This is a genomic window from Mycolicibacterium iranicum (assembly GCF_014190915.1).
Classification (GTDB): domain Bacteria; phylum Actinomycetota; class Actinomycetes; order Mycobacteriales; family Mycobacteriaceae; genus Mycobacterium; species Mycobacterium iranicum_B.
The window spans coordinates 1-12,151 of the sequence record NZ_JACHVU010000007.1; the positions used below are offsets into that span (position 1 = coordinate 1).

The following is a 12,151-nucleotide window of genomic DNA, read 5'->3' on the forward strand; positions in this document are numbered from 1 at the left end:
GGCGTCCACTTCTTCACCCGCCAAAAAGCCATCACCACCCGCTGGCTCGACCCCAGCCACGGCGGCATCAACCTCGGCTTCCCCGAAAACACCTAGACGCCGAACGGGCCGGCACCGCGAGCGCGCGTGTCTGCACAGCGACACACCGTGTCCGACTGGGCAGATGCGCGCGCTCGCGCTCAGGGAGCGACGTGAAACTACCGCAGTTGATCGCGACGGCATGGACGAGTGCAGGCAACACCTCACCGATGGCCTGCCCCGCAACAAGCCCGGTCCCGATCACCGAGCGCGTGCGCGCGATCGCCGAGGCGGGCTACGCGGGGTTCGGTCTCATCGCCGACGACCTGCTGGCAGTGCGGGATTCCATCGGATTCGCAGCGTTGCGCGACCTCGCCGCCGACCTCGGGTTGACGCACATCGAGATCGAACTGATCGAACGGTGGTGGGTCCCCCGCGGCGCACCGGGTCACACCTTCGATGTTCGGGACCTCCTGCTCGACGCGGCCAGGGTCCTGAAACCGGCGTTCGTCAAGATCGGCTCTGAAAACGGCGCCCCCGCTGCGGATCTGCGTCCACTCGTCGCTCCGCTGCGGGAACTCGGCGACGATGCTGCCCGCCTGGGCACCCGTATCGCCCTCGAGCCCATGCCATTCTCACGCGTCGATTCGGTGCCGAGGGGTGCCGAACTTGCCGCAGCGACAGGGCATCCCGCCGTGGGCCTGGTGATCGACGCCTGGCATGTCTTCCGGGCCGGCACCTCACTGTCCGAACTGCGTGCGACTCTGCCCGGTGACATCATCTTCGGTGTCGAGCTCGACGACGCGGCGCCGGAGGTTGCGGGCACACTCTTCGACGACACGGTCGAACGCCGGCTGCTCTGCGGCGAAGGGTCGTTCGACCTGGCCGGGTTGGTGCAGTTGTTGCGGGACAAGGGCTTCGACGGTCCGTGGGGCGTGGAGATCCTGTCCTCGACGTTCCGCGAACTCCCGGTGCAGGAAGCACTGGCGCTGGCCGCCGACACCGCCCAGACGGTGCTCTAGACCGCGACCCAGCCACCCGCAGAATGCATCGATTCGACGAGGGCGTCGGCGACACGCGCTGCTCTGAGTCCGTCGTGAGCCGTCGCCAGGGTGGACGGCCTCTTCTCGACGAGGGAGTCGACCCACTCCTGGAGCTCGATGCGGTAGGCATCGCGGTAGCGCAGGATCCAGTCGGCGGGATAGTCGACGGCCCGTCGGCGTTCGGCATCGGTGACGACGTGCGTGGGCAACGTGAGGGCGGAGGTCCCCGTCTCCATGACCACCTCGCAGCGGGTGTCGTAGCCGTACCGGGCGTTGAGGAACAACTCGACGGTGACCAGGACATCCGACGCGGTACGGAGCAGGTACAGCTGAGGATCCTGGCGGGTGCCCGAGTTCACAGATGACCGACCCCGCTGCCAGCTGACCTCGACGATCGGCGAGTTGAGCAGCCACGGCACGATGTCGAGTTCGTGAATGGCGGAGTTGGTGACCGACGACGCCGAATCCCCACCCGGCGAGGTGGCCACGGTGCGGCTCACGCAATGTGCCATCAGCGGCGCACCCAGGTCACCGCTGAGCACACGGTCACGAAGCGTGACGTAGGACGGATCGAATCTGCGCATGAAGCCGACGGTCACAAGGTCCACCGGTGCCGCCAGGGCCCCCTGCGCGGAGATCACCCGTCGGCAGTCCTCTGCCGTTGGTGCCAAGGGCTTTTCGCACATCACCGGTTTGCCCGCCGCTAGCGCGGCCAACACCAGATCGGTATGGGTGTCGTCGCGGGTGGCGATGACCACGGCATCGACATCCTCATCGGCGATCAACGCCGCCCCGTCGGCGCACACCCGTGCATCCATCTCGGCGGCCACGGCAGCCGCCACCGACGAGTCGAAATCCGCGACCGCGACCAGCTCACCGCCCGAGACCACGCGGGCGATGGTGCGGGCGTGATCTGCCCCCATCACCCCGACGCCGACCACTCCCACCCGCACACTCATACCTTGAGTATTACATGCTGTTGTCTTAACAAATGCAGCCGCAGACCGATAGGCTGCCGCCATGGCCGTCACCGCACTCCCGTCCCCCCGCACCCCGGATCCGCGCGAAGCACCCACGCTGCGCTGGGGCATCGTCGGGCCCGGCTGGATTGCCCACCGTTTCGTCGAGGCGTTGCAGAACAACACGACTCAGCAGGTGGTGGCGGTGGCTTCGCGCGATCTGACACGCGCCGCCGCCTTCGCCTCGGCATGGTCACTGCCCGCGGCCTACGGCAGCTACCGGGAATTGCTCGACGACCCCGGCATCGACATCGTCTACATCGCGACAACGCATCCCAGCCACCGCGACAACGCGATCGAGGCGCTGGACGCCGGTAAGCACGTCCTGGTCGAGAAGCCGCTGGCGGTCGATTCCGCCGGCGCATGGGCCATCGCGGACGCCGCGCGCCGGGCCGACCGTTTCGCCGGCGAGGCGATGTGGACCAAGTTTCTGCCCAAGTTCGACGTGCTCCGCCAACTCCTCGACGACGGCGCACTCGGTGAGGTGCATTCAGTCATCGCCGACCACGGCGAATTCTTCACCCCGGACCACCGGATCTACGACGCCGGATTGGCCGGCGGCCCACTGCTCGACCTCGGCACCTATCCGATCGCCCTGGCGCACATGGTGTTCGGATCCTTCATCTCGGTTGCGGCGCACGGCCAGGACGCAATTCCAGGCCTCAACGGCCAGATTTCGGCGATCCTGACCGACACCGCCGGCAATCAGGCGTCTCTGCACACGACCATGCTTGCCGACACGCCCACCTCGGCGGTCATCGCCGGCCGCGACGCCACCGTGCACATCGACGGCCCCTTCTTCATGCCAGGCCCCTTCACCGTGACGCGCCACCAGGGACACCCGACCCATCCCGGGCACGTCCTGCGGTACGACGAGAAGCCGGGCGTACAGGCAGACGGCCTGCACTTCGCGGCGACCGACGCCGCACGCGTGATCGCCGGGGGCGGTGTCGAATCCGAGATCCACCCGCTGCGGTACGCGATCAGGACACTCGAGGTCGCCGACGAAATCCGCCGCCAGCTCGGCATCACCTACTAGGGGGCGGTCGGCCCCGAGGCCTCAGGACGGACCCAGGACCCGGTGCGTACGGACTCACCGATCGCCTCGATCACGCGCGCCGCGGCGACCGCATCCCAGATCGTCGCCCCGGCAGGCTCTCCGGATGCGATCGATGCCAGAAAGCGCTGCGCCTCGATGACTTTGAGGTCGTCATAGCCGAGGGCGATCGCCGAGCCAGGCTGGAACGCGCCGTACTCGCCGTCGCCGGGCCCGACGAAACGCGTCGTCACCGGCTGGTCCTGATACTGCGCGCCCACGCCGACGCGCAGCTCCCCGATCCGGCGGAAGTCCCACCCCACGACACCCGCCGTGCCGTGGATCTCGAAGCCGTACGCGTTCTGCTCACCCACGGCGACCCGGCTGGCCTCGACCGAGCAGCGCGCCCCCGACGCCATCCGCATCTGAGCGATCACGTAGTCCTCGTTCTCCACCAGGCCGCGGGCTCCCCCGGCGGCCAGTTCGTGCCCGCTCGTCGCGCCCGTGGGCAGCGGCCGCTGCGGGATGAAGACGGCTGTGTCGGCGACGACGGCATCGACGGGGCCAAGCAGGTGGTGCACGAGATCCACTGCGTGCGAGGCCAGATCGCCGAGGACTCCGTTGCCTCCGCGTGCCTGTTGATATCGCCAGCTCAGCGCCCCGTCCGGATGCGCGGCGTAGTCGCTGAGGAAGTAGAAGCGCGCATGGGTGATGTCGCCGAGTTCGCCTCGCGCGAGGAGTTCTCGCGCCGCCGCGACGGCGGGGGCGTTGCGGTAGTTGAAGCCGACGGCGGTGCGGACGCCCTGGGTGTCGGCTGCCAGCGCGACGTCCAGGGCATCGGCGGCAGTGAGCCCGACGGGCTTCTCGATCCACAGGTGCTTCCCGGATTCCGCGACGGCGACGCCGATCTCGCGGTGCAGGAAGTTCGGCGCGGTGACGCTCACCGCCCGCAGCTCGGGGTCGTCGAGAAGCGCCCTCCAATCGGTGAGGGCACGCTCGGCACCGAATTGCCGTGCGGCGTCCTGCGCGCGGCCGGGAGCCTCGTCGGCGATCGCGACGAGTGCCGGGAACTGCACGAGATCGGGGTAATGGTGGCGCACCCGCAGGTACGCCTGCGCGTGCACCCGGCCCATCCAGCCGAACCCGATGATTCCGACGGGGACACTCCGGTGCCGTTCGGAAGGGCGGGAAGACGCGGCGGTGTCGATGCTCACGGCGGGAGTGTAGCTTCGGCACAGATCACCCGTCCACTATTGTCCTTACGTCAGGACAAAAGCTCTGAACTGCACCAACTGTCACCGGAAGCCGGTTGAGCCGGAACGTAAGATTCTCGCGGGCCGCCTCGGGTATCCGGCAGCGATGAGAAGGTTGCTGTGGGTCGGTGTCACAGCGTGCATGCTCACCGCCTGCGGCACCGACGCCGCAGAGGAGGCGTCGACGCCGGCCTCCGAAGGGCCCGCCACGACAACGGGATTGGTCCCCTCCGGCGTCCCGACCGAAGGCAGCCGACCGCCCGCCGACAACCTTCCCCCACCCGCGGAACCTGCGCAGGCAGGTGCACCGACACAGCCTGCACCGGGCCGCCAGGTCGCGGTCGGGTCCGCCCCCGAGGGCATCGTGGTCGACCCCGTGACCCGGACCGTCGCCGTCGCCACCCGCAACCCCAACCAGCTCGTGCTCCTCGATGCCGACACCGGCGAGATCCGAACGCGCACCGCGCTTCCCGGCGCCGTGCGCCACCTGCAACTCGCGCAGCCCGGCGGCCCGGTGCTGGTACCCGTGGAGAGCGCGAACGCGCTGGTGCGTGTCGACCTGCCCGGCGGACAGGCACGACCTCAGGTGATCACCGGGACGGTGCCGCACGACGCCACTCAGGCACCCGACGGCACCGTCTTCGTCGCCAACGAGCTCGGCGGCACGGTCACCGTGCTGCGCGGGGACGAGATCGTCAAGGTGTTCTCCGACAGCGTGCAACCGGCCGGGCTCACCCCCGTCGGCGATCGTGTCGGCCTGCTCGACGTCCGAAAGAACGACCTGACGATCTACGACGTCACGAACCTGACGATCGTGGGGTCGACCCCGGCGGGCGAGGGACCCACGCATCTGGTCGCCGACAAGCACGGCCGGATGATCGCCGCCGACACACGCGGGGACGCCGTGCGGGTGTTCGACACCGAACCGAAGCAACTCGCCGAGATCGCGCAGCCGGGAGCGCCGTACGGCATCACCTACGACGGAGTCCGCGACAGGCTGTGGGTGGCCTCCTCTGGGACCAACGAGGTCGTCGGCTACGACATGACCGACCCGACTCCGCGCGAGGTCGCGCGGATACCGACGGTGCAGAACCCCTACACCGTCGCCGTGGATCCGAATACCGGCCGCTTGTTCATCGCCGGTGTGACCGCCGGCGTCGTCCAGATCGTCGAGCCGGGATGAGACGCGCGTTCGCTGCGGCGCGAGCGCGCGCAAATGCACGGTAAACCCGGCGCGGCGGCGTGCAGACACGCGCGCTCGCGGTGCAGGTCCGGGAGCGGGCCTAGGCTGGACGGCATGCGTGCGCACCACCGACCCCAACGATCCCGCGCGGCCCGGCGGCGCGACGGGCGGGTCTCGTAGTGGGGCGGGTGACGGCGCGCCGCAGGGTTCACCACGTCACCGCCGAGGACGCGGTCGCCAGGCCCGACACGCTGGTCGTCGAGGAACCGCTGGAGATTCGCGTCAACGGCGCCCCGCTCACCGTCACGATGCGTACCCCCGGCTCGGATGTCGAACTGGCACAGGGTTTTCTGCTCACCGAGGGGATCATCGGCAGCCGCGAGGACATCGTGTCCGTGCGGTACTGCCGCGGGGCCACCGAGGACGGGGTCAACACCTACAACGTCCTCGACGTGACCCTCGCGTCCGACGTTCCGCCGCCCGACGTCGATCCCACGCGCAATTTCTATACGACGTCGTCGTGCGGTGTGTGCGGCAAAGCCTCCCTGGACGCGGTGCGCCTGATCAGCAGACACGGCCCGGGTGACGATCCGTCGACCGTGACCGCCGAGACGCTCTCCGCGCTGCCAGAGAAGCTTCGCGGTCGGCAGAAGGTGTTCGCCGCGACCGGCGGACTGCACGGCGCCGCGCTGTTCACCACGGCCGGCGCCGTCCTGGCCGTGCGGGAGGACATCGGCAGGCACAACGCCGTCGACAAGGTCGTCGGGTGGGCCCTCGAACAGCGCCGGATCCCACTCGGCGGCACCGTGCTGCTGGTCAGCGGGCGCGCGTCGTTCGAGCTCACGCAGAAAGCCGTGATGGCGGGCATCCCGGTGCTCGCCGCCGTGTCCGCGCCGTCGTCGCTGGCGGTCGATCTGGCCGGCCAGTCCGGCCTGACGCTGGTGGCCTTCCTGCGCGGGGACTCCATGAACGTCTACACCCGGCCCGACCGGGTGCGGAACTAGCGCCGGCGCCGGCCTCCCGGCAATCTCCACACAGTCTCCACCGAACCTTCAAGCGTGCCCGCTGCCGACCGGCGAGCATCGACTCCATGCCAGAGATCCTCATCGCGTCCTGCCCTCCCCTGGGCCACATCTCGCCGCTGCTGAACGTCGCGCGAGGGCTCGTCGCGCGGGGTGATCGCGTCACGGTGCTCACCAGCGCGCGCCACGCCGACAAGATCCGGGCCGTCGGCGCCGAACCCCGGCGCCTGCCCTACGGAGCGGACTACGACGACGCGACGTTGGACGCCGACCTGCCGGGGCGCGCCGAGACCTCGGGCATCCCCCGGATCAACTTCGACGTCGAACACGTCTTCGTCCACCCGCTGCCCCACCAGTTCAGTGCCCTGCAGGAACTGTTGTCCGACAACCACTTCGACGCAGTCATCACCGACGCGTTCTTCCTCGGCACGTTGCCTCTGCTGTTGGACGGCACCGCGCCGCGGCCCCCGATCCTGTCCTACTCGACGACCCCGCTGTTCCTGAGCAGCCGGGACACCGCGCCGGGTGGGCCGGGGATCGCGCCCATGCCGGGACCGATCGGTCGCCTCCGGAACCGGCTGCTGACACTGCTCACGCAGAGCGTGCTGCTACGGCCGTCGCAGCGCGCCGCCGACCGCATGCTCAGGGCGTTGGGCCTGCCCCGGCTTCCGGTCTTCGTCCTGGACTGCGCGGCGCTGGCCGACCAGGTGATCGTCCCGACCATCCCCGAGTTCGAATACCACCGCAGCGATCTGCCCGCCCACATCCGCTTCGTCGGAGCCGTGAACCCGATGCCCAGCGACGACTTCGTCGCGCCCTCCTGGTGGCCGGAGCTGAGCGGGGACCGTCCGATCGTGCACGTCACGCAGGGCACCGTCGACAACGCCGATCTGACGCGGCTCATCGAACCGACCATCGAAGCACTGGCCGACGAGGACGTCACGCTCGTGGTGACGACCGGCGGGCGACCCGTGTCGCAGATCGGGATCCCGTTGCCGCCCAACACCTATGTCGCCGAGTTCATCCCGCACGACGTCCTGCTGCCCCTGGTGGACGTGATGGTGACCAACGGCGGATACGGGGCGGTGCAACGCGCACTCACCGAGGGGGTGCCGCTGGTCGTGGCCGGGCAGACCGAGGACAAACCCGAGGTGGCAGCCCGCGTCCAGTATTTCGGCGCGGGGGTCGATCTCAAGACCGGCACCCCGGCGCCCGACCAGGTGCGCCTCGGCGTACGCCAGGTGCTCGACGACCCGACGTACCGGACCAACGCCCGCCAGCTACAGCGCGCCTATGCCACGCGCGACAGTATCGCCGAGATCGCCGCGGTGGTCGACGAGGTCATCGGCGAGCACACGCCGCGCCCCCAGAGTGTCGGTGCAGCGCCGTGAACCCCTGCGTCGACCCCTACCTGCCCGGGCCGCGCGACGCGGACCGACACCCGGGCGGCCGGCCACCCGTGAACCCGAGCTCCTCGCCGTTGCCGCACTCCTGCTGTGGGGGCTGGCCGGCGCCGTCTGCGACGCCGCACGTCCCCACGCCGTCGCACACAAACAGCGAGAGCGCACCGACTCGTGTCGATGCGCTCTCGCTGAGTGAGATCTAGGCGCTCTTGTCGCGCCGTTCGGTGCGCGACGGCTTGCGCGGCACGATCGTCGGAAGCACGTTGTCGTCGACGGTCTCCTTGGTGACGACCACCTTGGCGACGTCGTCGCGGCTCGGGATGTCGTACATCACCGGCAGCAGGACTTCCTCCATGATGGCGCGCAGGCCGCGAGCTCCGGTGCCGCGGTGGATGGCCTGATCGGCGATGGCCTCCAGCGCGTCCTCGGCGAACTCCAGCTCCACACCGTCCATCTCGAACAGGCGGGTGTACTGCTTGACCAGAGCGTTCTTCGGCTGGGACAGGATCTGCACGAGCGATTCCTTGTCCAGGTTGGTCACCGAGGCGACGACCGGCAGGCGGCCGATGAACTCCGGGATCAGACCGAACTTGATCAGGTCCTCCGGCATGACCTCGGCGAAGTGGTCCTGGGTGTCGATCTCGGCCTTCGAGTGCACCTCGGCGCCGAAGCCCAGACCACGCTTGCCGACGCGGTCGGAGACGATCTTCTCCAGCCCGGCGAACGCACCGGCCACGATGAACAGCACGTTCGTCGTGTCGATCTGGATGAACTCCTGATGCGGGTGCTTGCGGCCGCCCTGCGGCGGAACCGAGGCCTGCGTGCCCTCCAGGATCTTCAGCAGCGCCTGCTGCACACCCTCGCCCGACACGTCGCGCGTGATCGACGGGTTCTCGCTCTTGCGGGCGATCTTGTCGACCTCGTCGATGTAGATGATGCCGGTCTCGGCGCGCTTGACGTCGTAGTCGGCAGCCTGGATCAGCTTGAGCAGGATGTTCTCGACGTCCTCGCCGACGTACCCGGCTTCGGTGAGTGCGGTCGCGTCCGCGATCGCGAACGGGACGTTGAGCATCTTGGCCAGCGTCTGGGCGAGGTAGGTCTTGCCGCAGCCGGTCGGACCGAGCATCAGGATGTTGGACTTGGCTAACTCGACCGGCTCAGAGCGCGAGTCGCGGCTCTTCTCCCCGGCCTGGATGCGCTTGTAGTGGTTGTAGACCGCCACCGCGAGGGTGCGCTTGGCGGTGTCCTGGCCGATGACATAGCCCTCGAGGAAGTCACGGATCTCGGCGGGCTTGGGGAGTTCGTCGAGCTTGACGTCGTCAGCGTCGGCGAGTTCCTCCTCGATGATCTCGTTGCACAGGTCGATGCACTCGTCGCAGATGTAGACGCCCGGTCCCGCTATGAGCTTCTTCACCTGCTTCTGGCTCTTTCCGCAGAACGAGCACTTCAGCAGGTCACCGCCGTCTCCAATGCGTGCCATGGTGCTGGTGTCCCACTTCCTGTCGCCGTCGATGTCGTTCGTCCGGTGGCGCCCACCGGGACTGCGAAATACGTAGTCCCGACGCTACCCGCTGTTTCCGTTGCCGTGCGACCGATAAAGCCGAATAGCGCCGCTGGTATTTACCTGTAGTCGCGTCAACATATCGCCTGAACCGCCGCGGATGGCCACGGAGCGCCCACCGTGTCTCTGGCGTGTCGCCGCTGTTACCCGACCGAGAGTACCTGTCCGGCCGGAACGTAACCGGCGGGTATCCGAGTGGGGCGCATGCCAAACCCCGCAGCCGGGGCCACGGGACGCTCCCACCGCCACCTGTACCGCTTCCGCGCTGGTCACCCGCGGCGCTCCCGCGACCGAAGACAGCGTGCCGACAGGCCACGGCCGCGGCAAGCCCGCCAGGACATGGTTGCTGGACATCTGTTCGCCGCCGTTCTGCTGTGCGCGGAACCCGCGCATCGGCGGCCCCGGTGTCAGCGCGGTCCGAGCGGACCGGGGCCCGCCGGGCCAGGACCGACCGGTCCGGGGCCCACCGGGCCGACGACGCCCCCAACCCCCACCGGGCCGGCGGGGCCGACGACCGGGTTGGGCGGGTTGACGTAGACGGTCACGGCCACACATGTGGCGGTCGCGGCGTCCCAGTAGGTTCCCGCCGGACAGACCGGCTCCTGTGCCTGTGCGACGGCCGGTGCGACTCCCGTGAGCACGGCCCCTGCGGCCACCCACGCCGCCACCGCAGCTCTGCGCATCTTCATGGCCCGACCTCCCGCCGAAACTGACGACTGCGTCGATATCAGAGTGGCACTTTCGCCGCGGCGGCGGCGCCGTTTCGCCGTAATCGCGGACGCGTGCGCCGTCACCGGTCGCGGAAGGACCGCAGTCGTAGTCTGCGGACATGAACACGCTGCAGGAGGCCTTCGCGCTCGCCGAGGCCGACAACGGGCTGGCGGTGGTGTCCACGCTGCGCGCCGACCACACCATCCAGTCCACGCTGATCAACGCCGGCCCGCTGGCGCACCCGTCCACCGGTCGATCGGTGCTCGGATTCGTCACCTACGGCCGGGTGAAGCTGGCGAACCTGCGAGCCCGCCCGCAGATCACCGCCACGTTCCGCAAGGGCTGGCAGTGGGCCACCGTGGAAGGGCGCGCCGAACTCGCCGGCCCCGACGACCCGCAGCCGTGGCTCGACGCCGGGACATTGGCCCCGCTGCTTCGGGACATCTTCACCGCAGCGGGCGGCACCCACGACGACTGGGACGAGTTCGATCGCACGATGCGCGAACAGCGCCGCACCGCCGTGCTGATCGACCCGACGAGGATCTACAGCAACGGCTGACGATCAGCCCTTCTGGGCGGACAGCTTCCGGTACTCCAGCACCGTGTCGATGATGCCGTAGTCCTTGGCCGCCTCGGCGGTCAGGATCTTGTCGCGATCGGTGTCCTTGCGGATCACGTCGGCCGGCTTGCCGGTGTGGCGCGACAGGGTCTCCTCCATCAGCGTGCGCATGCGCTCGATCTCGGCGGCCTGGATCTCCAGGTCGGAGAACTGACCCTGGATCACCCCACCGAGGGCGGGCTGGTGGATCAGGACGCGGGCGTTGGGCAGGGCCAGACGCTTACCGGGGGTACCGGCAGCCAGCAGCACCGCCGCGGCCGACGCGGCCTGACCGAGGCACACCGTCTGGATGTCGGCACGCACGTACTGCATCGTGTCGTAGATCGCCATCAGGCTGGTGAACGAACCACCGGGCGAGTTGATGTACATCGTGATGTCGCGGTCGGGATCGAGCGACTCCAGCACCAGCAGCTGCGCCATGATGTCGTTGGCCGACGCGTCGTCGACCTGCACCCCGAGGAAGATGATGCGTTCCTCGAACAGCTTGTTGTACGGGTTCGATTCCTTGACGCCGAAGCTCGAATGCTCGATGAACGACGGCAGGATGTAGCGGGCCTGCGGCTGCACGCGGGGATCCAGCGACGGGTGGATAGCCGAATGGATGTTGTCGGTCATTTGTCGAGTCCTGCTCCTGGTCCTTCGCCGTTGAGGCTGGCGCTGGTGATGATGTGGTCGACGAAGCCGTATTCGAGTGCTTCCTGGGCCGTGAACCAGCGGTCGCGGTCGGAGTCGGCTTCGATGCGCTCGATGGACTGCCCCGTGAACTCCGCGTTGAGGCGGAACATCTCCTTCTTGATGCTGGCGAACTGCTCGGCCTGGATCGCGATGTCGGCCGCGCCGCCGGTGATGCCACCGAGCGGCTGATGCATCAGGATGCGGGCGTGGGGCAGCGCGTACCGCTTGCCCTTGGTGCCCGCGGCGAGCAGGAACTCGCCCATCGAGGCGGCCATGCCCATGGCGTAGGTGGCCACGTCGCACGGCGCGAGGACCATCGTGTCGTAGATCGCCATGCCGGCGCTGATGGAGCCACCGGGCGAGTTGATGTAGAGGTGGATGTCCTTGGTCGGATCCTCGGCCGACAGCAGCAGGATCTGGGCGCACAGCCGATTGGCGATGTCATCGTCGACCTGGGAGCCCAGGAAGATGATCCGCTCGGCCAGCAACCGCTCATACACCGAGTCGACAAGGTTGAGGCCCGAAGAGGCGCCACGCATGTCAGTCACGACTGGATACCTGCTTTCTTTGTGTACTTCCGACGCGGTGACCGGTCTTACGAATGACAC

At 68.5% G+C, this 12,151-nt stretch carries 12 protein-coding genes; 6 read left to right on the forward strand and 6 right to left on the reverse strand.

Features of this window, described 5'->3' with window-relative positions:
- Window positions 1-191: 191 nt before the first annotated feature.
- Window positions 192-1,040 (forward strand): sugar phosphate isomerase/epimerase family protein, encoded by an 849-nt coding sequence (locus FHR72_RS15850; RefSeq protein ID WP_311736159.1) that lies wholly within the window; start codon window positions 192-194, stop codon window positions 1,038-1,040.
- Here FHR72_RS15850 and FHR72_RS15855 read toward each other — a convergent pair.
- Window positions 1,037-2,020, reverse strand: coding sequence for a Gfo/Idh/MocA family oxidoreductase (locus tag FHR72_RS15855; RefSeq protein WP_183469704.1), 984 nt, complete (start codon window positions 2,018-2,020; stop codon window positions 1,037-1,039). The two genes, FHR72_RS15850 and FHR72_RS15855, sit on opposite strands and share 4 nt — an antisense overlap.
- Window positions 2,021-2,081: 61 nt before the next feature.
- Here FHR72_RS15855 and FHR72_RS15860 point away from each other — a divergent pair, with 61 nt between their 5' ends.
- Window positions 2,082-3,119 carry a Gfo/Idh/MocA family protein gene (locus FHR72_RS15860; protein WP_183469706.1) on the forward strand — a complete coding sequence of 346 codons (1,038 nt, stop codon included), beginning with the start codon at window positions 2,082-2,084 and terminating at the stop codon, window positions 3,117-3,119.
- Here the strand turns inward: FHR72_RS15860 and FHR72_RS15865 are convergent.
- Window positions 3,116-4,330 (reverse strand): Gfo/Idh/MocA family protein, encoded by a 1,215-nt coding sequence (locus FHR72_RS15865; RefSeq protein ID WP_311736160.1) that lies wholly within the window; start codon window positions 4,328-4,330, stop codon window positions 3,116-3,118. The two genes, FHR72_RS15860 and FHR72_RS15865, sit on opposite strands and share 4 nt — an antisense overlap.
- Window positions 4,331-4,475: 145 nt before the next feature.
- Here FHR72_RS15865 and FHR72_RS15870 point away from each other — a divergent pair, with 145 nt between their 5' ends.
- From FHR72_RS15870 to FHR72_RS15880, 3 genes are all read left to right on the forward strand, one after another.
- A complete protein-coding gene (locus FHR72_RS15870; protein ID WP_183469708.1) occupies window positions 4,476-5,552 on the forward strand; it encodes a Vgb family protein in 1,077 nt (358 codons plus the stop codon).
- 179 nt (window positions 5,553-5,731) lie between these two features.
- A complete protein-coding gene (fdhD, locus tag FHR72_RS15875; protein ID WP_183469710.1) occupies window positions 5,732-6,556 on the forward strand; it encodes a formate dehydrogenase accessory sulfurtransferase FdhD in 825 nt (274 codons plus the stop codon).
- Window positions 6,557-6,642: 86 nt separating this feature from the next.
- Window positions 6,643-7,965: a glycosyltransferase gene (locus FHR72_RS15880; protein ID WP_183469712.1), complete on the forward strand. Its 1,323-nt coding sequence runs from the start codon at window positions 6,643-6,645 to the stop codon at window positions 7,963-7,965.
- Window positions 7,966-8,176: 211 nt separating this feature from the next.
- On the opposite strand, the gene clpX is transcribed toward FHR72_RS15880, so the two are convergent.
- Both clpX and FHR72_RS15890 read right to left on the reverse strand, forming a co-directional pair.
- Window positions 8,177-9,457, reverse strand: coding sequence for an ATP-dependent Clp protease ATP-binding subunit ClpX (gene clpX, locus FHR72_RS15885; protein WP_183469714.1), 1,281 nt, complete (start codon window positions 9,455-9,457; stop codon window positions 8,177-8,179).
- Window positions 9,458-9,945: 488 nt separating this feature from the next.
- Entirely contained in the window at window positions 9,946-10,221 is a 276-nt protein-coding gene (locus FHR72_RS15890; RefSeq protein WP_260156068.1) for a hypothetical protein, read from the reverse strand.
- Between the two features lie 146 nt (window positions 10,222-10,367).
- Between FHR72_RS15890 and FHR72_RS15895 the strand changes: the two genes are divergently transcribed.
- The gene (locus FHR72_RS15895; protein WP_183469718.1) at window positions 10,368-10,808 is read left to right on the forward strand and encodes a TIGR03618 family F420-dependent PPOX class oxidoreductase; all 441 of its coding nucleotides are present in this window, start codon (window positions 10,368-10,370) and stop codon (window positions 10,806-10,808) included.
- Window positions 10,809-10,811: 3 nt separating this feature from the next.
- On the opposite strand, the gene FHR72_RS15900 is transcribed toward FHR72_RS15895, so the two are convergent.
- On the reverse strand, window positions 10,812-11,483 hold the full coding sequence (locus FHR72_RS15900; protein WP_183469720.1) for an ATP-dependent Clp protease proteolytic subunit: 672 nt from the start codon (window positions 11,481-11,483) through the stop codon (window positions 10,812-10,814).
- Entirely contained in the window at window positions 11,480-12,151 is a 672-nt protein-coding gene (locus tag FHR72_RS15905; RefSeq protein ID WP_311736161.1) for an ATP-dependent Clp protease proteolytic subunit, read from the reverse strand. The genes FHR72_RS15900 and FHR72_RS15905 overlap by 4 nt, the downstream gene beginning before the upstream one ends.

What these genes read in the sequence shown, in the direction of transcription:
- FHR72_RS15870 (WP_183469708.1), top strand. Translation starts at nt 4,476, where the DNA reads ATGAGAAGGTTGCTGTGGGTCGGTGTCACAGCGTGCATGCTCACCGCC.
- FHR72_RS15860 (WP_183469706.1), top strand. Translation starts at nt 2,082, where the DNA reads ATGGCCGTCACCGCACTCCCGTCCCCCCGCACCCCGGATCCGCGCGAA.
- FHR72_RS15855 (WP_183469704.1), bottom strand. Translation starts at nt 2,020, where the DNA reads ATGAGTGTGCGGGTGGGAGTGGTCGGCGTCGGGGTGATGGGGGCAGAT.
- FHR72_RS15890 (WP_260156068.1), bottom strand. Translation starts at nt 10,221, where the DNA reads ATGCGCAGAGCTGCGGTGGCGGCGTGGGTGGCCGCAGGGGCCGTGCTC.
- FHR72_RS15900 (WP_183469720.1), bottom strand. Translation starts at nt 11,483, where the DNA reads ATGACCGACAACATCCATTCGGCTATCCACCCGTCGCTGGATCCCCGC.
- FHR72_RS15880 (WP_183469712.1), top strand. Translation starts at nt 6,643, where the DNA reads ATGCCAGAGATCCTCATCGCGTCCTGCCCTCCCCTGGGCCACATCTCG.
- clpX (WP_183469714.1), bottom strand. Translation starts at nt 9,457, where the DNA reads ATGGCACGCATTGGAGACGGCGGTGACCTGCTGAAGTGCTCGTTCTGC.
- FHR72_RS15895 (WP_183469718.1), top strand. Translation starts at nt 10,368, where the DNA reads ATGAACACGCTGCAGGAGGCCTTCGCGCTCGCCGAGGCCGACAACGGG.